At 65.7% G+C, this 21,722-nt stretch carries 21 protein-coding genes and 1 tRNA gene; 7 read left to right on the forward strand and 15 right to left on the reverse strand.

The features are described 5' to 3' along the window. Nucleotides 1-105: 105 nt before the first annotated feature. Nucleotides 106-783: a ParA family protein gene (locus DCM80_RS08490; RefSeq protein WP_025032179.1), complete on the reverse strand. Its 678-nt coding sequence runs from the start codon at nucleotides 781-783 to the stop codon at nucleotides 106-108. A gap of 350 nt (nucleotides 784-1,133) precedes the next feature. Next, on the reverse strand, nucleotides 1,134-1,478 hold the full coding sequence (locus DCM80_RS08495; protein WP_257196559.1) for a hypothetical protein: 345 nt from the start codon (nucleotides 1,476-1,478) through the stop codon (nucleotides 1,134-1,136). Between the two features lie 441 nt (nucleotides 1,479-1,919). Between DCM80_RS08495 and DCM80_RS08500 the strand changes: the two genes are divergently transcribed. The 3 genes from DCM80_RS08500 to DCM80_RS08510 all read left to right on the forward strand — a co-directional run bounded on the left by DCM80_RS08500 (nucleotide 1,920) and on the right by DCM80_RS08510 (nucleotide 5,183). Next, nucleotides 1,920-3,086 (forward strand): CaiB/BaiF CoA-transferase family protein, encoded by a 1,167-nt coding sequence (locus DCM80_RS08500; protein WP_257196560.1) that lies wholly within the window; start codon nucleotides 1,920-1,922, stop codon nucleotides 3,084-3,086. 2 nt (nucleotides 3,087-3,088) lie between these two features. Further along, the gene (locus DCM80_RS08505; RefSeq protein ID WP_257196561.1) at nucleotides 3,089-4,012 is read left to right on the forward strand and encodes a CoA ester lyase; all 924 of its coding nucleotides are present in this window, start codon (nucleotides 3,089-3,091) and stop codon (nucleotides 4,010-4,012) included. A gap of 226 nt (nucleotides 4,013-4,238) precedes the next feature. Then, entirely contained in the window at nucleotides 4,239-5,183 is a 945-nt protein-coding gene (locus DCM80_RS08510) for an AEC family transporter (RefSeq protein WP_257196562.1), read from the forward strand. A 24-nt stretch (nucleotides 5,184-5,207) separates the two neighbouring features. Here the strand turns inward: DCM80_RS08510 and tenA are convergent, their stop codons facing one another. Further along, a complete protein-coding gene (gene tenA / locus DCM80_RS08515) occupies nucleotides 5,208-5,882 on the reverse strand; it encodes a thiaminase II (RefSeq protein ID WP_257196563.1) in 675 nt (224 codons plus the stop codon). A 116-nt stretch (nucleotides 5,883-5,998) separates the two neighbouring features. Here tenA and DCM80_RS08520 point away from each other — a divergent pair, with 116 nt between their 5' ends. Then, nucleotides 5,999-6,160: a hypothetical protein gene (locus DCM80_RS08520; RefSeq protein WP_257196564.1), complete on the forward strand. Its 162-nt coding sequence runs from the start codon at nucleotides 5,999-6,001 to the stop codon at nucleotides 6,158-6,160. A gap of 79 nt (nucleotides 6,161-6,239) precedes the next feature. Beyond that, the gene (locus DCM80_RS08525) at nucleotides 6,240-6,644 is read left to right on the forward strand and encodes a nuclear transport factor 2 family protein (protein WP_257196565.1); all 405 of its coding nucleotides are present in this window, start codon (nucleotides 6,240-6,242) and stop codon (nucleotides 6,642-6,644) included. Between the two features lie 57 nt (nucleotides 6,645-6,701). Here DCM80_RS08525 and DCM80_RS08530 read toward each other — a convergent pair whose 3' ends face one another. The 4 genes from DCM80_RS08530 to DCM80_RS08545 all read right to left on the reverse strand — a co-directional run bounded on the left by DCM80_RS08530 (nucleotide 6,702) and on the right by DCM80_RS08545 (nucleotide 9,124). Further along, nucleotides 6,702-7,178 carry an RES family NAD+ phosphorylase gene (locus tag DCM80_RS08530; RefSeq protein WP_257196566.1) on the reverse strand — a complete coding sequence of 159 codons (477 nt, stop codon included), beginning with the start codon at nucleotides 7,176-7,178 and terminating at the stop codon, nucleotides 6,702-6,704. 9 nt (nucleotides 7,179-7,187) lie between these two features. After that, entirely contained in the window at nucleotides 7,188-7,898 is a 711-nt protein-coding gene (locus DCM80_RS08535) for an antitoxin Xre/MbcA/ParS toxin-binding domain-containing protein (RefSeq protein WP_257196567.1), read from the reverse strand. A gap of 247 nt (nucleotides 7,899-8,145) precedes the next feature. Continuing rightward, a tRNA-His gene (locus DCM80_RS08540) sits at nucleotides 8,146-8,222 on the reverse strand. Nucleotides 8,223-8,689: 467 nt separating this feature from the next. After that, the gene (locus DCM80_RS08545) at nucleotides 8,690-9,124 is read right to left on the reverse strand and encodes a phasin (protein WP_257196568.1); all 435 of its coding nucleotides are present in this window, start codon (nucleotides 9,122-9,124) and stop codon (nucleotides 8,690-8,692) included. A gap of 631 nt (nucleotides 9,125-9,755) precedes the next feature. Between DCM80_RS08545 and DCM80_RS08550 the strand changes: the two genes are divergently transcribed. Continuing rightward, nucleotides 9,756-13,235 carry a PAS domain-containing protein gene (locus tag DCM80_RS08550; protein WP_257196569.1) on the forward strand — a complete coding sequence of 1,160 codons (3,480 nt, stop codon included), beginning with the start codon at nucleotides 9,756-9,758 and terminating at the stop codon, nucleotides 13,233-13,235. Between the two features lie 5 nt (nucleotides 13,236-13,240). On the opposite strand, the gene DCM80_RS08555 is transcribed toward DCM80_RS08550, so the two are convergent. Continuing rightward, nucleotides 13,241-13,720, reverse strand: coding sequence for a nuclear transport factor 2 family protein (locus tag DCM80_RS08555; RefSeq protein ID WP_257196570.1), 480 nt, complete (start codon nucleotides 13,718-13,720; stop codon nucleotides 13,241-13,243). Nucleotides 13,721-13,894: 174 nt separating this feature from the next. Between DCM80_RS08555 and DCM80_RS08560 the strand changes: the two genes are divergently transcribed. Further along, on the forward strand, nucleotides 13,895-14,875 hold the full coding sequence (locus tag DCM80_RS08560) for a LysR family transcriptional regulator (RefSeq protein ID WP_257196571.1): 981 nt from the start codon (nucleotides 13,895-13,897) through the stop codon (nucleotides 14,873-14,875). A gap of 65 nt (nucleotides 14,876-14,940) precedes the next feature. Here DCM80_RS08560 and DCM80_RS08565 read toward each other — a convergent pair whose 3' ends face one another. From DCM80_RS08565 to DCM80_RS08595, 7 genes are all read right to left on the reverse strand, one after another. After that, the gene (locus DCM80_RS08565; protein WP_257196572.1) at nucleotides 14,941-16,113 is read right to left on the reverse strand and encodes a thiolase family protein; all 1,173 of its coding nucleotides are present in this window, start codon (nucleotides 16,111-16,113) and stop codon (nucleotides 14,941-14,943) included. 341 nt (nucleotides 16,114-16,454) lie between these two features. Further along, entirely contained in the window at nucleotides 16,455-18,044 is a 1,590-nt protein-coding gene (gene serA / locus DCM80_RS08570; protein WP_257196573.1) for a phosphoglycerate dehydrogenase, read from the reverse strand. 84 nt (nucleotides 18,045-18,128) lie between these two features. Then, the gene (locus tag DCM80_RS08575; protein WP_257196574.1) at nucleotides 18,129-19,301 is read right to left on the reverse strand and encodes a phosphoserine transaminase; all 1,173 of its coding nucleotides are present in this window, start codon (nucleotides 19,299-19,301) and stop codon (nucleotides 18,129-18,131) included. A 79-nt stretch (nucleotides 19,302-19,380) separates the two neighbouring features. Then, on the reverse strand, nucleotides 19,381-19,572 hold the full coding sequence (locus DCM80_RS08580; RefSeq protein ID WP_257196575.1) for a hypothetical protein: 192 nt from the start codon (nucleotides 19,570-19,572) through the stop codon (nucleotides 19,381-19,383). A 172-nt stretch (nucleotides 19,573-19,744) separates the two neighbouring features. Next, complete coding sequence (locus DCM80_RS08585) at nucleotides 19,745-20,203, reverse strand: GNAT family N-acetyltransferase (RefSeq protein ID WP_257196576.1); 459 nt, start codon at nucleotides 20,201-20,203, stop codon at nucleotides 19,745-19,747. Between the two features lie 16 nt (nucleotides 20,204-20,219). Continuing rightward, on the reverse strand, nucleotides 20,220-20,810 hold the full coding sequence (locus DCM80_RS08590; RefSeq protein ID WP_257196577.1) for a glutathione S-transferase family protein: 591 nt from the start codon (nucleotides 20,808-20,810) through the stop codon (nucleotides 20,220-20,222). 75 nt (nucleotides 20,811-20,885) lie between these two features. Continuing rightward, the gene (locus DCM80_RS08595) at nucleotides 20,886-21,653 is read right to left on the reverse strand and encodes an outer membrane protein (RefSeq protein WP_257196579.1); all 768 of its coding nucleotides are present in this window, start codon (nucleotides 21,651-21,653) and stop codon (nucleotides 20,886-20,888) included. Nucleotides 21,654-21,722 lie beyond the last annotated feature (69 nt).

Raw genomic sequence — 21,722 nt, forward strand, 5'->3', positions numbered from 1 at the left:
ACGCGGATGCCCGGGACAAGCCCCGGGCATGACGGACCATCATCCAGAAACGCAAAACGCGCGGACACCGCGCGTTTTTCGTCCGGGGAATGATTTATAAAAGAATTAGGCTGCCTGCTTGTGCATTGCGCCGGATGCCGACGCCGTGCCGCGAATGGCCTTCACTGAACGCTCGATCGCCGCCCACAGCCTTGCGATTTCCTGGGCCGCACGGCTCTCGGCCTGATATTCCCGCGCGCCCTCGCCGTGGCTCAGCGCCATCAGCAGATCCGAACGGTTGGTGATCTGGCCGCCCCACACCGGCGCACGGAATTTCGCCAGGGCTTCGCGGGCGATGGTGACGATCGGGCTCTCGGCTTCGTCGCGCTTGGCCGGCGCTCCGTTGAGCACGACCGCATAGGGCTTGCGCGCGGCGCGGCACATCTGGATGGTCTCCTGCACCGCGTTGACGTCGAACACGCCGGGACGGGCGGGAATCACCACCATGGTGGCGTTCTTGATCGCGTCGTCGACCACGGCCGAGAGGTTCGGCGGCGTGTCGATCAACACCCATTCATAACCGTCGCGCTTGGCAGCGGAGACGATGCCGCTGACGGAGTTCACGGCCGCCTTGATCGGCGGTTCGTTGGTGCCGCGCAGCTTGTGCCACAGCGTCAGCGAGCCCTGCGGGTCCGCGTCCACGAGCATGACCTGCTTGCTCGCCTTGATCTGTGCGGCAAGATGTGCGGCGAGGGTACTCTTGCCCGAGCCGCCTTTACGCGATGCAAAAACAATAACGTTCATACCTTCGGCCTCCAGATTGACCCCAGGCCGCGAAAATGAATCACCGCGCTGATTCGTGAAAGATAAATTTATCGGGAGTTGCGCTGCGGTCACGAAATAACAAGGCGTGCTGGCTTTTGAGTCACACTGCAATATGCGAGGCGCGACACGAGCCGCCATCAGACGCTGCGTTGTGGGCGTTTTTTGAGCATTCGTTCGGCATCAAAACGGAATGCAACCTCGCCGCGCAAATCGGCCTCCGATTCTTTTCCGCGCTTTTCCGTCAATATCGCAAGCCTCGCGCCAGCCTGCGCGAACAAAAGGAGTCCGTTACCTTACGAGGTTTCGAAACAGGAACGGCCGCTGCGTCCTCAGCCGTCGCTGGTCTTCTTCTTCTTGGCCGCCGGCTTGGTGCTCTTCCTCGCGGATTTGGGCGCGATGTTGGTCGGCTTGCCGGCGCGCTGCTCGCCCGGCTCGGGTCCGGGACGGAAGAACACCCGGCATTGCGGCGAAAGCTGCGCCTTCTTCCTGATCATGCAGCCGGTGATGGCATCGACGTTCGGAACGAACTCGCTGCACAGCCGCATCGCATCCGGCGTGCAGGCCTGCTGCTCCTCCTGGGTGTAGGCGAAGCCGGCACCGGGCTGGACCAGCACGGCGAGGGCCATGGCGAGGGTTGCAGCAGCCAAGGATGTCTTGAAGCGAAGCGCCGGCATCGAATCCCCCACATGTCGAGTCGCGCGGATAGTGGGTGAACCGCTGTTCGTTGGCAACGGAGGGAGATGCGAAAGCCGCAAGCTGTGCGGTCTCGGCAACAGGCCATCTCCAGCGCTGTCGTCACCCGCGAAGGCGGGTGTTCCAGTATCGAGAGACGCCGGACGTTCCCCGGAAGCTGCGGCGTACTGGATCCCCCGCCTTCGCGGGGGATCACAGCTGGCGCGCGGGGAAAGACGGCCTCCTCCCACAAAAACTGCGAAAACAACCCCATGCACAGTAGCCAAGTCACGGTAATCGCTCGGCATTTTTTAGGATTAAGCGAAGCCCTGTTTGACTTGTCGGGCAAAACAGGGGCATCATGGCGGCATCAAGAAGATGCGCGTGGGGTGGCCGGCTTGTCTCCTGCGCCGGTCGAAAAGCGCACGCGAGGAGAAGGTCGCATGGAAGGGAATGAGGCGGAGCTGCCGCTGGCGGGTGTCACGGTGGTCTCGCTGGAGCAGGCGATCGCGGCGCCGCTGGCGAGCCGACACCTCGCGGATTGGGGCGCGCGGGTGATCAAGATCGAGCGGCCGGGCTCCGGGGATTTCTGCCGGGACTACGACCATGTGATGAACGGCATGTCGAGCCAGTTCGTCTGGACCAACCGCTCCAAGGAAAGCCTTGCCGTCGACATCAAGAGCGAGGACGGCCGCAAGGTGCTCGACGCCCTGCTGCCGCAGGCCGACGTGTTCATCCAGAACCTCGCGCCGGGCGCGGCTGAAAGACTCGGTCTCGACGCGGCATCGCTGCTCCAAAAGTATCCGCGCATCATCGCCTGCGACGTCTCGGGCTATGGCAGCGGCGGCCCCTACAGCGACAAGAAGGCCTATGACCTCCTGGTCCAGTGCGAGGCCGGCGTGCTCGCCATCAACGGCACCGAGGCGGAGCCGGCCAAGGTCGGGCTCTCCGTGGTCGATATCGCCACCGGCATGTACATCCTCAACGGCGTGCTGATGGCGCTGTACCGCCGCGAGCGGACCGGCAAGGGCACGGCGTTCCAAGCCTCGCTGTTCGATTCCATTACGGACTGGATGAGCTATCCAGCCTTCTACACCCACAGCACCGGCCGGCCGCTGCCGCGCACCGGGGCCCGGCACGCCACGATCGCGCCTTACGGCCCGTTCCGGGTCGGCGACGGCGCGACCGTCTTCTTCGGCATCCAGAACGACCGGGAATGGCGCTCGCTGTGCCGCATCGTGCTCGGCGATGCCGATTTCGCCGACGACCTGCGCTTCCGCACCAATCCGCTGCGGATGCAGAACCGCGACGAGCTGCAGGCGCATATCGAGCAGCGCTTTGCCGCGATGACCGGCGAGGCGGTGCTGCGGCTGCTCGACGAGGCCGGGGTCGCCAACGCGCATCTGAACTCGGTCGAGGCCTTCCTGGCGCATGAGCAGCTGCATGCGCGCTCGCGCGTGCAAAGCGTAGGATCGCCGTGCGGACCGGTGATGAGCTTCCTGCCCGCGCTGACCATTCCCGGCCTGAAGCCGCGGATGGATCCGGTGCCGAGCGTGGGGCAGCACAACGCGGCCATCATCAGTGAACTCGGCCTGGCGAAGGAGCCGTGACGATGGCGCAGCAGCGGCCCACGCGGGCCTACCTTGCCGTCCCCGCGCATCGCGCCCGTCTCGTCGCCAAGGCTGCGGCCTCGATGGCGGATGCGGTGTTCATGGACCTCGAGGACGCGGTGCCGCCGTCGGAGAAGAGCCTTGCGCTTGGCGAGGCCGTGCAATCCCTCGCCGCGCTCGACTGGGGCAACAAGCGTGTCACGGTCAGGATCAACGCCGTCGACAGCCCGTTCATCGGCGAGGAAATCCGCGCGCTGGCGGCGCTGCCGCGGCTGGATGCCTTGATCGTGCCGAAGGCGGAGCGCGCCGGCGACATCGCTGCGATTGCCGAGCAGCTGCGCGCGGCTGCGCCGGATCGCGCCGTGCCTGTTACGCTGGAATTGCTGATCGAGACCGCGCTCGGCCTCGTCAATGTCGACACGCTCGCCGCCGCGCACGACAGCGTGGCCGCGCTGCATCTCGGCGTCGGCGATTTCGCAGCCTCGATCGGTGCCCGCACCTCCGACATCGGCGTGTCGCCGGACGGCTACCGCCATGTCGGATCGGCGCAAAGCGGCTATGCCACAGCGCCGCTCGACCTGTTCGCCTATCCCATGATGCGCCTGCTGGTCGCCGCTCGCGCACGCGGCCTCCTCGCCATCGACGGCCCCTGCGGCGCGTTCCGCGATGAGAGGCTGACCGAAGGCAGCGCGCAGAAGGCAGCCGTGATGGGGTTCGACGGCAAGCAGGTCATCCACCCCGACCAGATCGAGCCGACGCTGCGCGCGTTCACACCGTCGGCTGCGGAGCTGGAACAGGCGCGGCGGATCGTCGAGGCCATGGAGCAGGCGGAGGCAAATGGCCAGGGCGCGGTGACGCTGGACGGCAAGATGATCGACTATGCCAATGTGCGCATGGCACGCCGGATCATCGCGCTGGGATCGTAGCCAGGGAAATCGCATTTGAAAGCTATTCCTGCGGCCATCCTTCGAGACGCCCGCTTTAAGCGGGCTCCTCAGGATGAGGACGGAGTGCGTGGTTGCTGTTTCAGAAGGCACTGACGCTGATTAGCCTCATCCTGAGGAGGCGCGTCAGCGCCGTCTCGAAGGACGAGGCGTGCTCGCCGGCCGCCGCCACAAGTCTTATGCGATAGCCCTGGGAGTATAGCTGCGCATGGCCACCTTGTTGATCGTCGCGCCGGTGTTTGCGCTGATCGCCGCCGGCTATGCCGCGGTGCTGTTTCGCTTCGTCTCCGACAGCGCGCACAAGGGCATCAGCGAATTCGCCTTCAGCATCGCCATCCCCGCCCTGCTCTTCCGCACCATCGTCGTCTCGGAATTCCCCGATGTCAGCCCTTACCGGATGTGGGGCGCCTATTACGGCGCGCTCGCGCTGACCTGGATCGCGGCGCTCGCGATCTCCGCGCTGCTGCGCGCGCGGCGCGGCAACAGCGAAGACGGTGTCGTGTTCGCGATCGGCTCGGTCTACGGCAACATCGTGATGCTCGGCATCCCGCTGGTGCTCTCCGCGCTCGGCAACGAGGCGGCGGGGCCGATGGCGCTGATCCTGTCGGTGAACACGCCGCTGCTCTGGCTCTGCGGCATCCTGCAGATGGAGCTGGTCAGCCGCAAGCGTACCGGCTCGGCGCTGTCGGTGATCTATCCCGTTCTGGCCGACCTTGCCCGCAATCCGCTGATGCTCGCGATCGGCTTCGGCGTGATCTGGCGCTTCACCGGCCTCGGCCTCACTCCCGTCGTCGACCGCACCATCGAGCTCTTGGCACAGGCGGGCTCGCCGACCGCGCTAATCGCGCTCGGCATCAATTTGTTCCGCTTCGAGGTGAAGGGCGAGAAGCTGAGCATCCTGGTGATGTGCGCGCTCAAGCTGCTGGCCATGCCGGCCGCAGCGTTCGTGCTGGCCAGACTGCTCGACCTGCCACCGATCGCCGCCGGCGTCGTCGTGCTGTTCGCGGCCATGCCGACCGGCGCGAACGCCTACATCTTCGCGGTGCAGTATCAGCGACTGGTGAACCCGGTGTCGGGCGCGGTGGCGCTGGGCACGCTGCTGGCGGCGGCGACGCTGCCGGTGGTGGTTTGGGTGGTGGCGGGAGGGAAGTAGGCGGCCTGTCGTTTGCCGACACCGCTATGCGACAGCCCGGCCGCCGCGCCAAGCCATCTCCCAGAAGTCTGCCTCCAGGCGGGTGGCTTCCTTGAAGATCGCAATCAGCTCGGCCTCGCGGGCCGGCGTGGCGTAGAGATCGGCGAGATGCTCCATATGCGTCCGCGCTTTGGCCGCGACCTCCTGGTACGGCACACCGGCATATTCGTTGATCCAGACGCGATAGGCATTCGTCGCGGCGTCAGCTTGCGGCCGCGACGCCAGCCGCGTTGCGATCTCCGCGTACCCGATCACGCAAGGTGCAAGCGCGACCTTGAGCGCCAGCAGATCGCCGCGCATTCCCGCGTCCAGCACGTAGCGCGTATAGGCCAGCATCTCGGCCGCCGGAGGGGCTTGTTCAAGGTCGTCCGGGGACAGGCCCCATTCGGCACAGAGCTTCACATGCAGGTTCATCTCGACATCAAGGATGGCCGAAAGGCCGGCCGTGGCTTCACGCATGTCGGCAAGCCTGGGCGACTTGTAGACCGCGAGCGCGTACGCGCGAGCAAACTCGATGAGGAACAAATAGTCCTGAACGAGGTAGTGACGAAACGCCGCTTCGGGGAGCGAGCCGTCCGCCAATCCGTTCGTGAAGGGATGCTCCGTATAGGCCCGCCACTCAGTGGACGCGGCCGTCTTGAGACGCTCGAAAAAACTCACGATCTTTTCCGCCTGCTTGCTTGTCCATCAAACGTCGTTGGCTCGCTACCGATAGCGCATTGCGAACGGAGGAGCTACGGTGGCAGCGGACAAAGCTGGCTTTGAGCATCCTGGTGATGTGCGCGCTCAAGCTGGCGGCCATGCCGACCGGCGCCAATGCCTACATCTTCGCGGTGCGGTATCAATGGCTGGTGAACCCGGTCGCGGGCGCGCTGGCGCTGGCGACGTTGCTGGCGGCGGCGACGCTGCCGGCGGTGGTGTGGGTGGTGAAGGGGTGAGGCGTCACCATTTCAATGATTTTGCCTTTGCACGCAAAGGTCGCTAGGCTGCCCCGATACGTGTTGCAGGGAGGGGCACATGGCGAACCGCGAAGACATGCTCGCATTGATCAGGGCCGGCTACGCCGCGCGTGACGGCGGTGACACTGAGAACCTCGTGTCGGCCTTTCATCCCGAAGGCGCATTCACCCTGATGGGCAACAAGAGTGCGCTCGAATTGACAGGAACAATGCAGGGCCACGCGACCCTGCGCGAAGCTTTCGGCCAATTCACCGCCGGCTTCGGCTTCGAAGGCCGCGAGATCCTGGCCGAGCTGGTCGACGGCGATCGCGTCGCCGTCCACTGCCGCGTCACCGTGCGTTGCCACCCGACCGGGAAGACGACCAGCACCGAGATCCTGGACCTGTTCAGATTTCAGGATGGCAAGATCGTCGAGCTGATCGAGTTTGCGGATACGGCGCAGATCAAGGAGATGATTGCATGAGGGCGCGACGGTGAAACTCTTGCACAGCCCCCGTGATCAGCAGTAAACCAATCAACCTCAGACGTTGCCCGTTCGCAACCCAAACAGCCGCTCGTCGTGAGGATAGCGCCCGACATGCGACACGCGGATGCGCGCCGCATCCACGTGTCTCGGATTGATGAGATAGTTTTGCGCGAACGGCACGATGACCGACGGCACCGACACCACGGCGGTGCGCACCTCGTCAAACCATGGCCTCAGCACGTCACGCGTCACCCTGGGATCGCCGGCCCACTTCTGCGATACTCTCTCAATATCGCTCAAGCTCACCCTTTCGACAGCCACGTTATTAGGCACGTCAATACCAAGCAGTTGATAGCTGGTCGGCAAGTCTTCTGCATCGATTTCCAGATGCACCATCACTTCGAGTAGCGCCGAAGCCGGATGATCCGCGGCATAGACCACGTGTCGACCGCGATCGTGCCAGCGGCCTTCGGCCTTCAGGCCGCCGATACCGGAAAGTTCCTCGAAATTGGAGATCCGCCAGATCCGCACGGCGAATCCTCAGGCAAGAATGCCATGGTCGATCCGATGCAACATCTCCTCGACCACGCGCGCGCCCGCTTCTGTCGCGAGGAATGCGAGCGGCGTCTCCCCGCCCAGGGCCTTCTTCGGCTTGCGCAGCCAGCGATGGCTCTTTGCGGCATCGCCGAACACGTTGGCGGCGAGACAGTCGACCCGACCCAACCGCACCGCCTTGTCGGTCTCCTCGACCGTCAGCGGCTCGCCATCCGATAGCCGCCGCGCCAGCGTGCGCTTCGGCACCACGAGGGCGTGGATTTCGTCGTCGCTGTAATTCGAGAGGCGCTTGAGCGCGGCGGGCTCGATGCGAAACAGGCTGTTGCCGTCGATGACGACGGCGAACAATTCGGCCGAGGCCTGCGGTTGATCCGCGATTCCACCGAGCCCGAGCGACGGCGCATCGGTGATTGTCGAGAGCCCCGTGACCGCATCGAAATGCCCGCGCACGACAACCGCGCCGGGTGGAATTTGATAGGTCTGCTCCGGCTCGGCGGCGGACAGGTGTTCTCGATCCGCAGGCTTCCGCGATGTCTCGGGAGCAGACTTGCGGGTTGGCTTCTTGTGGTCGAGCCGCTCTGTAAGGACCGGCGCCGCGATCGCCTTCAGCGGCTTGGTGGTCAGCGAGCCAGAACCACCAAGCCGGTGCGGGGCGGGTGAACCGGCCCCTTTGCGACGACGCGCATTCTTTGCCATCGAACTCGCCTCCGGACGCTTGTGCCAAATGCCTTAAAAGTTGGGCCAACTGGCATTTAAGCACACGTCCGAGTGCATTCAAAGCACCAGTCGGCGGATGGATGACCCGCGTGTGGGATTAGGCTCGGCGCATGGCTCATCGAAAGCTATCTTGCAATCCAGCTGATTGAAGATGCCACGCGAAATTCGAGGTGAGCTAGGTAGAGGCTGACGGAGTCGGCCACCGGGGCTTCGAGCAGGAAATGATTGGTACAGTTGGGTGGGCTCGAACCACCGACCTCCTGTTCCACAGACAGGCGCTCTAACCAACTGAGCTACAACTGCATCCTGGCGAGCCGCCCTGAAGGGTGCCTGAAAAGGCCATCGACTTAGGGGGCTGGACGGGGCGGAAACTAGGTGCAACGGCCCGGTTTGGCAAGGCCGCAATGGGGTGAAAAACCCGCGGAAATCATCGTCAGTGCGATGAAATCGGGCTGGATGGCGATGACCAGGGTGTCTCTCCCGGCTGCGGACCGACCCCTTGGGGGGAAAGCTCTCACCTGACAATGCTCCTGCGGCCATCCTTCGAGACGCCCGCTTTACGCGGGCTCCTCAGGATGAGGGCGGAGTGCGCGGCGGCAATTTGAGCGGACACCGGTGGCCATCAGCCTCATCCTGAGGAGACCGCGGAGCGGTCGTCTCGAAGGACGAGGCGTGCGCTCCGCGCGGTTGCCCTACGCTTGCGGCAGAGGCAAAGAAAAAAACCCGGGCACCTGGCCCGGGTTTCCTTCAGATCAAACCGGCCTGACCGCTCAGGCGGCGGGCGGCATGTACTTCGAGGCGGAGGCCTTGATCGGCTCGGCGGTCTCGGCGGCGACGCGCTGGGTCAGCTCGACCAGCTCCTTGGCCTGGGACTGCAAGGTCTCGAACTGCTTGCGGGTGTGGCCGGTCCACAGCTCCATCGCTTCCGACGGCGACTTGGCGCCGAACAGCTGCTGGGCGAAGTCGAGCTGGGCGTTGGAATTGGCCTTCATGAACTCGACCAGCTTGGCGGTGTACTCGCTCGCGCCCTTGGAGGCCGAGGTGAACACGGCCTCGACGGTGCCGTTGTGGGTCTCGGCGGCGTCCTTGAACTTGGCGTAGCTTTCGCGGGCCTGCGACACGCCCTTCTCGGCGAACGCACGCATCTGCTCGGGAACCTCGAACGGAATGATCGAGGCAGAAAACGGATCAGTCGCACCTGTCATGGTTGTCCCTCACGCTAATTGAAAAATGGAGTGAGCCTTCTGGCGCGCCCGCCGGCCCCTCATCGGGCCTTCGCATTCAGCGGGTACGAAGACTGGAAACGCGAAACGAATGAGATGGCTCGCCCAGCGCCCAGCACTATGGCTGCCTATCATGTCAATATTGTGCAGCGCAATGCGCCCGGAGGGTGCAATGCGATAATTTAATCTCGGGAAGGGTGAGGTTCCGGTAAGGGGGAACCGGGGGTTGAGGTGAGGAAGTGGCCGCTGCCGTCATTCCCCGGGCCCGAGCGAAAGCAAGGGAGCTTATGGTCCGCACTTGCGCACCTGAGAATCCATTGGGCCGCGGAGATGGATTCCGGGTTCGCGCTGCGCGCGCCTCGAAATGACGAGGGGGAGGCTCGCGGCTCGCGTTACAACCGATTGCTCTGGAGGCCCTCCCCCTCTCGAATCCCTTGGATGCACGCGACCGGCGGCTTGCGGGGGTGGCGGGATTAAGGTTATCGCGGCTTTGGGATACCGGCGGAGGGGCGAGCCGTGGACCTGCGCGCGGGCGCAGGCAATACTAACCCTTTCTTAAGGCTGTCATTCCCGGCAGCCGCCAGCGTCCAGCGTGAGACTTAAAGCCGGTCGGATGACGAGTTCGGATTTCCAGTTGCGAGGGGTGGGCGATCCGCGGCTGGCCGTGCATGCGACCTCCCCTCTGCCGGCCTGGCTGTGGTCGATCGACGGCGCGCGCGTGCTGTGGGCCAATCCGGTCGGCGCAAGGCTGTTCGGTGCGGCGCATAGCGCGGCACTCGCGGGCAAGGTGTTCGGCCCGGCGGACCCGCACCGCCGCCAGGTCGCCCGGCTCGCGCGCCAGCTGCCGGCGAACGGCAGCGTGCGGCTCGAACGTCTGCGCGGCTTCGGCGCAAGGCTCGGCACGCTGATGACCTGCGCCTGCAGCCGGCTCGACTTTGCCGACGGCAGCCATGCCGTGCTCGTCACCGCGATGGATCCGAGCCTGCGCGGCATGCCGCTGATCGAGCGGCTGCATCGCCTGGTCGAAGGAGCGCAGATGCCGATGGCGGCGTTCGCGCCCGACGGCCTGTTCGTCGGCGCCAGCGACGCCGCCCGCGCCCTGCTCGGCTTCCGCGATCTCGGCGAGGCCGGGCTCGAGAAGGCGCGCAGCGATGCGCTGCGCGACGGCCGCGCCGAGACGCCGATCGGGATCGGCCAGATGGTGCTGCAACGGGTCGGCCGAGGCGCCGATATCGGCCTGGTCGCGCTGATCGAGCCGGCTGCCGCCGCGCAAGCCAAGCCTGCCGAGCCTGTGCCGGCCGAGCTCGAGCCTGTGCCCGAGAGCCCGGCGGATGTCGCGAGCGAGGCGCCGGTTGAATCCGCGCCGCAAGCCGCCGCGACCACGCCGAGCGAGCCGCCGCCGTCGCAGCACACCTCGGCCGGGATCTCCTTGTTCGATGCATTCGCCGAGCCGGCCGAGACGTCCGCAGCCGAGACGATCGCGCCCGAAGTGCAGGAGACGGTCGAGCGCGCGGTCGAACCGACCGGGCGGGATCCGGCGCATGAGCTGGCCGGCCAGGCCGCCGACGTCGCGGCAAAGACTCCGGTTGAAAACCCGCCGGAAGCCATCGTGCCGCCGCAAGCCGCGCCGATCACATCCGGCATGGTCGAGCCGCCGTCGGGCCAACAACCGCCCGCACCGCGTCAGCATCCGCTGCGCTTTCTCTGGCAGACGGATGCCGAGGGCCGCTTTGTGCTGCTCTCCGACGAATTCATCCGCCTGATCGGCGCGCGTACCGCGAGCGGCTTCGGCCGTCCCTGGCACGAGATCGCCGCGGCGTTCTCGCTCGATCCAGAGGGGCGGATCGCGCAGGCGCTGGCCAGCCACGACACCTGGGCCGGCATCATCGTGAACTGGCCGACCGACGGCGGCGCGCAGCTGCCGGTCGAGCTCGCCGGCCTGCCGACCTACGATGCCGCGCGCGATTTCGCCGGCTTCAAGGGCTTTGGCGTCTGCCGCGATCTCGACGCGCTCAACCGGCTCGACGCGCTCAGGCGCTTCGAGCTGATCGCCGAGCCGCCGGCGCAACACGGCCCGGCCGCCGATGTAGTCGAGCCCGCGGCCGAGCCGGTGGACGAGCCCGAGGCGGAGCCGATGGCGGAGCTGCCGCCTCCGCCGACCGAGCCGCCGGAGCCTCAGCCCGAGCCGACCGCCGAAGCCGAACGACCCGAACCGACCTGCGACGCGACTTCACCGCCAAACGATCCGGACATCCCAGTGGAAACGCCCGTCGAAACCCCGCCCAATGTCGTTCCGTTCCGCCCGGCCGGCGATGTCAGATCAATCAGCGATCAGAGATCGCCGACGCTGACGCCGGTCGAGAACAGCGCGTTCAACGAGCTCGCCCGGCAATTGTCCGAACGGCTCGAGCGCGAACGCGAGACGATCGCGGACACCTCCGAGCCCGTGACGGAGATCACGACCGAGCCGCCGGCGCCGGAGCCCACGCCGCCGCAGGCTGCGGCCGAATGGCTGACCGAGCCGGCGCCGCCACCGCGCGGGATGAGCGCGCGCGACCGCGCGCTGCTCGATTTGTTGCCGACAGGCATCCTGATCTATCGGCTCGACCGCCTGCTCTACGCCAACCCTGCGTTCCTCGCGCGGATGGGCTATGCCGACATCCATGCGCTGGAGGATGCCGGCGGGCTGGACGCGCTCTATGTCGAGCCCGGCGTGTCCGCGGCGAGCAGCACCTCGCAGGGCGGCACGCCCGTCACGATCAGCGCCACGGTTGCGAACGGCGAGACGCCGCTCCCGACCACGAATGCGCATCTGCACACGATCGACTGGGACGGCGAGAGCGCACATGCGCTGATCTGCGCGCTGCCGCAGCCGGCAGCCGCCGAGCCTGTCATCGCAGCGGCGGTCGTCGCGGAGACGGTTGTCGCCGAAACCATCGTCCCGGAGCCGTTCGCTTACGCTGCCGAACCCGAGCCCGCGGTCGGCGAAGCCGAGGCGGAAGACCTTGCCGCAATCCTCGACACCACGGCCGAAGGCATCGTGATGTTCGATGCCGAAGGCAACATCCACGCCTGCAACCGCAGCGCCGAGGCGCTGTTCGGCTATGACGGCACGGCGCTGCTGGAGCAGAACCTCTTGACGCTGTTCGCGCCGGAGAGCCAGCAGATCGTCGTCGACTATCTCGAAAGCCTCAAGAGCCAGGACATTGCGAGCCTGCTCGACCACGGCCGCGAGGTGCTGGGCCGCGAGAAGAAGGGCGGCGTCATTCCGCTTGCGATGATCATGGGCCGCACGCGGCCCGACGGGCCGAACTTCTTCGCCGTGTTCCGCGACCTCTCCCAGAGCAAGGCGGGCGAGAGCGAGCTGGCGCAGGCCCGCCGCCTCGTCCACAGCGCGGCCAACGCCAAGGCCGACATGCTGGCGCGGATCAGCCACGAGATCCGCACCCCGCTCAACGCCATCATCGGCTTTGCCGAGGTGATGATCTCGGAACGCTTCGGCGCGCTCGGCAACGAGCGCTACGGCGAGTACATGAAGGACATCCGCGCCTCCGGCGAGCGCGTCATCGCCATCATCGACGATCTCCTGGAGCTGTCGCGGATCGAGACCGGCAAGCTCGACCTCACCTTCGCCGACCTCAACCTCAACGACCTCGTCGAAGCCTGCGTGACGGTGATGCAGCCGCAGGCCAATCGCGAGCGCATCATCATCCGCACCTCGCTCGCGCATGCGCTGCCGCAGGTGACGGCCGACGCGCGCGCGATGCGGCAGATCACCATGAACCTGATCTCGAACTCGATCCGGCTCGCCAGCGCCGGCGGCCAGGTCATCGTCTCCACCGCCATGACCGACCGCGGCGAGATCGCGCTGCGCATCCGCGACACCGGCCACGGCCTGTCCGAGCGCGAGGTCGCCGCGGCGATGGAGCCGTTCCGCACCCCGCCGCCGGGCGATGCCGCGGACAGCGCGGCGCTGAACCTGTCGCTGACCAAGGCCCTGGTCGAAGCCAACCGCGCCCGCTTCAACATCAAGAGCGCGGGCCACGGCACGCTGATCGAAGTGGTGTTCACACCGGTGCCGGCGAAGGCGTGAGGCGCTCACTGGCTTGCGGGCAGACCCCGCGCCAGCGTCGCCGCCTGCTGCAGGCTGATGCCATTGGCCAGCGGGTCGGCGTGGCGGTGCGCCAGGTGCCACTCGCTTCCCGCGCGCCGGTAGACGAGCGTCACGCGCAAGGCCCATTCCTGCGCGGGCAGCCCTCCGACCTCGACGCTGTCCCGCTCGATCAGCGCCAGAACGACCATGTCCTGCGAGCCATAGGTTTGGACGACCTCCTGCCTGTGCGTGCCGTTCCTGAAGAACCGGCCCATCCGCTCCCACCTTTCAGGCGTGTACTCCGCAGCCTTTGACGGCACCCCGCCGAACGGCGACATCAGCACGAAATCGTCGGTGATGGCGGTCATCTGCCGGTAGGCCGCAACGTCTCCGCGCATCAGCGCCGCGTTCGACTGCTGCGTATGAGCAATCAGCTTTGCGATCACGTCGTCGGCCGTCGCGGCCTCGGCGACGACGAGCGGCATGCACGCCATCCCCGCGAGCGTGTGACGCCTGGACATCGCAGCGGGCGGGGCTGCGCGATGAGGATCTTGACCGTACTTCATGCGGGGGACTCCAGTGTTGACGGTTCATGCGGTTGCACGGAGCGTGAATGTCACTTTGACCGTAATGAACCCCAGTGATATGATGTCAGGACCATGCTGAATCCTGCTCAGCTTGCGCGAATCGACGTCAGCCTCCTCGTGGTGTTCAGCACCGTGCTGGAGGAGCGCCAGGTCATGCGCGCGGCCGACAGGCTCAATCTCACGCCGTCAGCAGTGAGCCACGGACTGCGGCGGCTGCGGCGCATCTTCCACGACCCCTTGTTCCTGAAAACGCCGAGCGGCGTGAAGCCGACGGAGCGAGCGCTCGCGCTAGCTGGTCCCGTCGCCGAGCTCCTGGCGCGCCTCGACGCGATCGTGTCGGCGACCGCACCCTTTGACGCAAGAACGGCGAGGCGTTCGTTCACGATCGGCGCACCGGATGCGCTGGCCGCGGTCTTTCTCGGCTCGCTCCTCGAGATCCTCGGCCGGGAAGCAGCGGGGATCGACATCCGGCTGCTGCAATTGATGCCGCAACGTCAGGGCAAGTCGTCGAGTGAGGTCTGGCAGGACACGCTGACGGAACTCGATTCGCACCGGCTCGACCTCGCCGTGCTGCCGACCGGTCCGCTGCCGTCGCGTTACGCCGAGCGACTATTGTTCGAGGAAGACTTCGTCGTCGCCATGCGCAAGCGTCACCGCATGGCCCGCAAGGTCACGCTCGCCGCCTATCTGGCGGCACCGCACCTGCTGGTTTCAGCGATCGGCGATGCGCTCGGCATCGTCGACGTCAGGCTTGCCGAACGCGGCCATTCCCGCCGCGTGGCGCTGACCGTGCCCAATTTCATGATGGCGCTGGCGCAACTCGCCGAGAGCGATTTCATTGCGACCTTGCCGCGCCATCTGGTCGAACGCCATGCCGCGCGCTTCGACCTCGTGATGCGTCCAGTGCCGTTTCCGTGGACGCCGGACTCGGTGCGCGTCGTCGCCTCGCAAGCCGCGATCGCAGATGCCGGTGTCGCCTGGCTGTTCGAGACGGTGGCGCGCTGCATAGGGGCAGTGTCGCGCTCAGCGCCCAAGCGTCGCGTCTCCGCCTGATGCCGGATGACAAAAAGGGGCACGGCTTGCGCCCTGCCCCTTTGCGTTGATCGAGGCGTCTGGTTTCAGCTGTAGATCTCGAACAGGCCGGCGCCGCCCTGGCCGCCGCCGATGCACATCGTCACCACGCCCCACTTGGCCTTGCGGCGGGCGCCCTCCTGCAAGAGGTGTCCGGTGAGACGGGCGCCGGTCATGCCGAAGGGATGGCCGATCGCGATCGAGCCGCCGTTGACGTTGTACTTGGCGGGATCGATGCCGAGCTGGTCGCGGCAGTACAGGCACTGGCTGGCGAAGGCTTCGTTGAGCTCCCACAGGTCGATGTCGTCGATCTTGAGGCCGGTGCGCTTGAGCAGCTTCGGGATCGCGAACACCGGGCCGATGCCCATCTCGTCGGGCTCGCAGCCGGCGGTGGCCCAGGCAACGAAGCGGCCGAGCGGCTTGAGGCCGCGCTTCTCGGCGTCTTTGGCTTCCATCAGCACCACGGCGGCGGCGCCGTCGGAGAGCTGGCTGGCATTGCCGGCGGTGACGAACTTGCCGGGCCCCTTCACGGGCTCGAGCTTGGCAAGACCCTCCATCGTGGTCTCGGGCCGGTTGCACTCGTCGCGGTCGACGACGTAGTCGACGATGCTCTCGGCCTTGGTCTGCTTGTCGACCACCTTCATCCTGGTCTTCATCGGGACGATCTCGTCCTTGAACTTGTTCGCCTGCTGGGCCGCCGCCATGCGGCGCTGCGATTCCAGCGAGAACTCGTCCTGGTATTCGCGGCTGAGCTTGTAGCGCTCGGCGACGATGTCGGCGGTGTCGATCATCGCCATGAAGATGTCGGGGGCTACCTTGAGCAGATCGGGATCGACCGATTCCTTCGGCGTGCCGCCGCCCGGCATCGAGATGCTTTCGACCCCGCCGGCGACGATGCAGTCGGCACCGTCGGAGCGGATCGAGTTGGCGGCCATCGCGATGGTCTGCAGTCCCGAGGAGCAGAAGCGGTTGACCGAGACGCCGGCCGTGGTCTTCGGCAGGCCGGCGAGCAGCGCGGCCTGGCGGCCGATGTTCAGCGCGCCATGGGCGCAATTGCCGAGATAGCAATCCTCGACATAGTCCTTGTCGACGCCGGCGCGGTCCACCGCGTGCTTGATGGCGTGGGCCGCCAGCGACATCGGCGGCGTGATGTTGAACCCGCCGCGGCCGGATTTTGCGAGGCCCGTGCGCGCATAGGAAACGATGACGGCTTCACGCATGTGTTTCTCCCTTGTCGAACGATTTTGAACGGAGCGTAGTTACGAGGCGTTCTGGGCGCCATTGGTACACAAAGTTTGACGGGCACGGGAAACAAAAACGCCGCCTCCGGTGAAGGAGGCGGCGTTGTTCCGCGGGTCGGAATATGACGGTGGTTAGAACTGGCTCTGTCGGCTTGCTCTGTCACCTCTCCCCAGCGGGGAGAGGTCGGATTGCTTCGGCGCGCAATTGCGCGCCTGAGCAATCCGGGTGAGGGGCCGCAGCATTCGGTGAGAGCGTAAACTCCGCACCCGGATCGCATCTTGCGATGCGATCCGACCTCTCCCTTCGGGAGAGGTGAAGATCAGAACGTCAGCGCCTTGGCCTGCTTGACCTGCGGCAGCGCCTGCACCTTGGCGAGCAGGTCCGCCGGCACCGCGCCGTCGACTTCGACCAGGGCGATGGCATCGCTGCCGGGCGCGACGCGGCCGAGATGGAAGGTAGCGATGTTGAGCTTGGCGTCGCCGAGCAGGCTCGCGAATCGGCCGATGAATCCCGGCTTATCCTCGTTGGTCACGTAGATCATCGACTTGCCGAACTCGGCGTCGACCCGGATGCCCTTGATGTCGACGAGGCGCGGCTTGCCGTCGGCGTAGACGGTGCCCGAGACCGACCGCTCCTGCCGCTCGGTGGTGACGGTGACGGTGATCAGGCTCTCATAGTCGCTCTGGGCGGCGCGCACGATCTCGTCCACCACCATGCCGCGCTCCTTGGCGACGACGGGCGCGGACACGACGTTGACCTCGCCCAGCATCGGGCGCAGCAGACCCGACAGCACGGCCGAGGTGATCGCCTTGATCTTCATCTCGGCGACGTGGCCCTCATAGGTGATCTCGACCTTGAGGATGCCGCTCTCGGTGAGCTGGCCGGCGAACGAGCCGAGCTTCTCGGCGAGCGAGATGAACGGCTTCAGCTTCGGCGCTTCCTCCGCCGTGATCGAGGGGAAGTTGACCGCGTTCGAGATCGCGCCGGTGAGCAGATAATCCGACATCTGCTCGGCGACCTGCAGCGCGACGTTCTCCTGCGCTTCGGTGGTGGAGGCGCCGAGATGCGGCGTGCAAATCACGTTGGGATGGCCGAACAGCACGCTCTTGGTCGCAGGCTCCTCGACGAAGACGTCGAAGGCGGCACCCGCAATGTGCTTGGCGTTCAGTGCATCGACCACCGCCTGCTCGTCGACGAGACCGCCGCGGGCGCAGTTGATCAGGCGCACGCCCTTCTTCATCTTGGCGATCGCGGCCGCGTCGATGATGTTCTTGGTCTTTTCGGTGAGCGGGGTATGCAGCGTGATGAAGTCGGCGCGCTTGAGCAGGTCGTCGAGCTCGACCTTCTCGACGCCGATGTCCTTGGCGCGCTCCGGCGACAGGAACGGGTCGAACGCGATCACCTTCATGCGCAGGCCGAGCGCGCGGTCGGCGACGATCGAGCCGATATTGCCGCAGCCGACGACGCCCAGCACCTTGCCGGTGATCTCGACGCCCATGAAGCGGTTCTTCTCCCACTTGCCGGCCTGGGTCGAGGCATCGGCCTGCGGAATCTCGCGGGCCAGCGCCAGCATCAGGGTGATGGCGTGCTCGGCTGTCGTGATCGAATTGCCGAACGGCGTGTTCATCACGATGATGCCCTTGGCCGTGGCGGCGGGGATCTCGACGTTGTCGACGCCGATGCCGGCGCGGCCGATCACCTTGAGGTTGGTCGCCTTCTCCAGGATCTTGGCGGTCGCCTTGGTCGCCGAGCGGATCGCAAGGCCGTCGTAATTGCCGATGATCTCGGCGAGCTTGTCCTTGTCCTTGCCGAGATTGGGCTGGAAGTCGACCTCGACGCCGCGATCCCTGAAGATCTGAACGGCAGCGGGCGAGAGCGCGTCGGAAATGAGAACTTTGGGTTTGGTCATGGAGATGTGTCCTTCACACCCTCCCCTGGAGGGGAGGGCACCTAGCGGTGCGTCGACCCTCCCCCTCCAGGGGAGGGTAAGAACTCAGGCCGCCTTCGCGAGCGTGGCCTTGGTCTCGGCGAAGGCCCAGTCGATCCACTGCGTCAAGAGTTCGACGTCCTTGGCTTCGACGGTGGCGCCGCACCAGATGCGCAGGCCCGCGGGCGCATCGCGGTAATAAGCGAAGTCGTAGCCGGCGCCTTCCTTCTCGACCAGCGCAACCAGCTTCTTGGAGAAGTCGGCCTGCGCATCCTCCGAGAGCGAGGTGATCGCGGGATCGGTGAACTTCAGACACACCGAGGTGTTGGAGCGGATCGCAGCGTCCTTGGCCAGGAAGTCGATCCAGGGCGTCTTCGCCTTCCAGTCGGCCAGCACCTTGGTGTTGGCGTCGGCACGCGCGATCAGCGCCTTGAGGCCGCCGATGGACTTGGCCCAGTTCAGCGCGTCGAGATAATCCTCGACGCAGAGCATCGACGGGGTGTTGATGGTCTCGCCGACGAAGATGCCCTCGTTGAGCTTGCCGCCCTTGGTCATGCGGAAGATCTTCGGCAGCGGCCAGGCCGGCTTGTAGGTCTCGAGCCGTTGCACCGCGCGCGGCGACAGGATCAGCATGCCGTGCGCGGCTTCGCCGCCGAGCGCCTTCTGCCAGGAGAAGGTGACGACGTCGAGCTTGGCCCAGTCGAGCGGCTGCGCAAAGGCTGCGGACGTCGCGTCGCAGATGGTCAGGCCTTCGCGGCTCGCGCTGATCCAGTCGGCGTTCGGCACGCGTACGCCGGAGGTGGTGCCGTTCCAGGTGAAGACGACGTCGCTGCTGGGATCGACCTTGGAGAGATCGGGGATCTCACCATAGGGTGCGTTCAGCTTGGTGACGTCCTTGAGCTTCAATTCCTTGACGATGTCGCTGACCCAGCCTTCACCGAAGGATTCCCAGGCGAGCGTGGTAACGGGCCGCGCTCCGAGCAGCGACCACAGCGCCATCTCGACTGCGCCGGTATCCGAGGCCGGCACGATGCCGATGCGGTAATCGGCGGGCACCTCGAGTACTTCGCGCGTCAGATCGATCGCGAGCTTGAGCTTGGTCTTGCCGACCTTCGCGCGATGCGAGCGGCCGAGCGCTGCGTCCTTGAGATTTTGGGCGTTCCAGCCGGGGCGCTTGGCACAGGGGCCGGAGGAAAAATGCGGCACGTTCGGCCGCGAAGCGGGCTTCGCTACTTTCATCGTCTACCCTTCCAGATAGTAAGCCTCCCGTTGGGGGGAGGTGTCCCGCCGCGGCTGATACGGGAATCGGGCTGGGCAGTCAAGGAAGTTCCGGCGTCTCACGCTGGAGTGAAGGCGCGTCCGGAGCGATATCGGGGGATTCCACGACCGCGAGCGCATTCAGCAAGTCCGTGGCCTCGCTGATCAATTGCGCGGCGCGGCGGCGGCTGCCGACCTTCAAAATGCATCGGTCGTTGGCCTGCACGACATAAGCGTTGCCGACCTTGATCATGGAATAGCTTGTCATCGAAATCCCCGAACCGACCGAGCCCGGTTTCTGACGCTGCCTAGCACCGTTCGTTCCTTCATCAACGTGAACGACCGGCGGGTAGTTTACCGGCTCTTAACACGAACGAATGCGCGCTCTGAATTTGCTGATCGTGCAACGCTCGCGCGCTGCTGCCTCAAAAGCGGACGGTCATACCGACGTGACTGGCCGTGAATCCAAGCCGCTTGTAGAAGCGCTGCGCATCGGTTCGCGTCTGGTGCGTCAGCAATTCGACCAGATTGCAGCCGCGTGCCTTGGCTTCCGCCACGGCCCATTGCACCAATTGCTCGCCGATGCCGCGACTGCGACAATCGGTGGCAACGCGCACGTCCTCGAGCAGGCCGCGACTGCCGCCTTGCGAGCTGATGCCCGGCAGGATCGCGAGTTGCAGGCAGCCGATCACCCTGCCCTCGGCCTCGGCCACCACCAGCGCAAGATTCGGATCGCACTCGACCCGCGCGAACGCGTCGTAATAGGCGGCGGGCAACGGATCCTCAACGCGCTCCCGCGCGCGGCCGAGATGATCGTCGGCCAGCATCGCCACGATCGCGGGGACGTCGGCGCGGCGTGCGCTGCGAATGGAGACGGTGCTCATGTCGACAACTCCAAGCTCAGCGCGCCAGCGGAAGGCCGAGAAATGCTTCGACGTCGCCGATCCAGCGGCGGACCGAGGCATATTTGCCGAGGTCGAAGCCGCCTTCGTGCGCCACGCGGGTATAGGCGAGCAGCGAGACGTCGGCGAGCGAGACCGCTTCGCCGGCGAAGAAGCGGCTGGCCGCCAGATGCCGCTCCATGCGGTCGAGCGCCGTATAGCCGCGCTTGACCTTTTCGGGGTCGAGCTCGGATGCGTCCTTGCCGAGATAGACGAGCAGGAAGCGGCACACCGCGATATAGGGCTCGTGGCTGTACTGCTCCCAGAACAGCCATTCGTCCATCTTCGCGGCCGTAAAGGCGTCGCGCGGAACGAGCGCGCTGTCGCGGGCGAGATAGCGGATGATGGCGTTGGACTGCGCCAGTGTGCGGCCGTCGTCGAACGCGACCGTGGGCACCTGGCCGGCGCCGTTCATCGCGAGGAATTGCGGCGTGCGCGTCTCGCCCTTGCTGGTGTCGATCTCGACCCACTGATAGGGCAATGCGAGATGATCGCAGACCCACTTCACCTTCAGACAGTTTCCGGAATTGCTGTCACCGTAGACCTTCATCGCCGCCGCCCCGCTGTGGAGCGACAGAGCATCAGGACGGAGCGAAACTGTCAACCGCGGCGCGGCGAGCTCGTGTCAGAACTTGTAGCCGAGGCCGGCGCGGACGGAGTGGATGTTCGATTCGATGTCGGACGTCACGCGCTGATATTCATATTCGGCACGGGCGAACAGTCCGCCGACCAGCATGACATCGACGCCGGCGCCGGCGGAGTAACCGTAGAGCAGCTTGGTCTTGGTTGCGAACGACGTGGGCGCTGGCGGCAGCGTCGGCACCGGCGATGCCGAGACGGTGCGCTCGACAGTCTGGCTGCCGAGGCCGCCACCGAAGAAGGCGTAGGGCAGGAAGCATCCCCAGGCGTAGCCGGCGCGCATGCGCAACGAGCCGAAATCGGAGATGCCGACGACCGCCGATGAATCGGTGGTGGCAAGCAGCGCGCCCGTGTTGGGGTCGAATCTCTGGCCGACCGATCTCGACGTCGACTTGAAGCCGCCATGAATGTAGTTCGCCTCGACGCTGAGAACGACATCGTCCCATTGTCCGTTGTAGCCGGCGAAGGCGCCCCAGCCGGCGCTGCTGCTTTGCGCGCTGGCGAGACCCAACCAGGGGTAATTCCCGGTCGGCCTCCAAGTTGCCTGAAGGTCACTGTTGATGTTCGAGTCGATCTTAGATGTGACCGTGCCGTACTCGCCCTGGCCGCCGATGTAGTAGCCCTGCCAGTTCGCCCGGACATTGGTCAGCCCGTCGGTGAAGCTGCCGCGCAGGATCGGCAGGTCAGGCATATCGGCCGCGTTCGCGGCAGACACCGTCCCCAACATCGCTGCCGCCAACAAAAGCCCACGCATCGCAACGCTCCATCGAACCCGAACTGTTGCGATGATCATCGCCCGTTAACCTTAACCAATGGTTGCGCC

This window comes from Bradyrhizobium sp. WBOS08, assembly GCF_024585125.1.
Lineage (GTDB): Bacteria > Pseudomonadota > Alphaproteobacteria > Rhizobiales > Xanthobacteraceae > Bradyrhizobium > Bradyrhizobium japonicum_B.

Excerpts from the sequence above, each read along its gene's own strand:
- DCM80_RS08490 (WP_025032179.1), bottom strand. The coding sequence starts at position 783 with ATGAACGTTATTGTTTTTGCATCGCGTAAAGGCGGCTCGGGCAAGAGT.
- DCM80_RS08495 (WP_257196559.1), bottom strand. The coding sequence starts at position 1,478 with ATGCCGGCGCTTCGCTTCAAGACATCCTTGGCTGCTGCAACCCTCGCC.
- DCM80_RS08500 (WP_257196560.1), top strand. The coding sequence starts at position 1,920 with ATGGAAGGGAATGAGGCGGAGCTGCCGCTGGCGGGTGTCACGGTGGTC.
- DCM80_RS08505 (WP_257196561.1), top strand. The coding sequence starts at position 3,089 with ATGGCGCAGCAGCGGCCCACGCGGGCCTACCTTGCCGTCCCCGCGCAT.
- DCM80_RS08510 (WP_257196562.1), top strand. The coding sequence starts at position 4,239 with ATGGCCACCTTGTTGATCGTCGCGCCGGTGTTTGCGCTGATCGCCGCC.
- DCM80_RS08520 (WP_257196564.1), top strand. The coding sequence starts at position 5,999 with ATGTGCGCGCTCAAGCTGGCGGCCATGCCGACCGGCGCCAATGCCTAC.
- DCM80_RS08525 (WP_257196565.1), top strand. The coding sequence starts at position 6,240 with ATGGCGAACCGCGAAGACATGCTCGCATTGATCAGGGCCGGCTACGCC.
- DCM80_RS08535 (WP_257196567.1), bottom strand. The coding sequence starts at position 7,898 with ATGGCAAAGAATGCGCGTCGTCGCAAAGGGGCCGGTTCACCCGCCCCG.
- DCM80_RS08545 (WP_257196568.1), bottom strand. The coding sequence starts at position 9,124 with ATGACAGGTGCGACTGATCCGTTTTCTGCCTCGATCATTCCGTTCGAG.
- DCM80_RS08550 (WP_257196569.1), top strand. The coding sequence starts at position 9,756 with ATGACGAGTTCGGATTTCCAGTTGCGAGGGGTGGGCGATCCGCGGCTG.
- DCM80_RS08555 (WP_257196570.1), bottom strand. The coding sequence starts at position 13,720 with ATGCCGCTCGTCGTCGCCGAGGCCGCGACGGCCGACGACGTGATCGCA.
- DCM80_RS08560 (WP_257196571.1), top strand. The coding sequence starts at position 13,895 with ATGCTGAATCCTGCTCAGCTTGCGCGAATCGACGTCAGCCTCCTCGTG.
- DCM80_RS08565 (WP_257196572.1), bottom strand. The coding sequence starts at position 16,113 with ATGCGTGAAGCCGTCATCGTTTCCTATGCGCGCACGGGCCTCGCAAAA.
- serA (WP_257196573.1), bottom strand. The coding sequence starts at position 18,044 with ATGACCAAACCCAAAGTTCTCATTTCCGACGCGCTCTCGCCCGCTGCC.
- DCM80_RS08575 (WP_257196574.1), bottom strand. The coding sequence starts at position 19,301 with ATGAAAGTAGCGAAGCCCGCTTCGCGGCCGAACGTGCCGCATTTTTCC.
- DCM80_RS08580 (WP_257196575.1), bottom strand. The coding sequence starts at position 19,572 with ATGATCAAGGTCGGCAACGCTTATGTCGTGCAGGCCAACGACCGATGC.
- DCM80_RS08585 (WP_257196576.1), bottom strand. The coding sequence starts at position 20,203 with ATGAGCACCGTCTCCATTCGCAGCGCACGCCGCGCCGACGTCCCCGCG.
- DCM80_RS08590 (WP_257196577.1), bottom strand. The coding sequence starts at position 20,810 with ATGAAGGTCTACGGTGACAGCAATTCCGGAAACTGTCTGAAGGTGAAG.
- DCM80_RS08595 (WP_257196579.1), bottom strand. The coding sequence starts at position 21,653 with ATGCGTGGGCTTTTGTTGGCGGCAGCGATGTTGGGGACGGTGTCTGCC.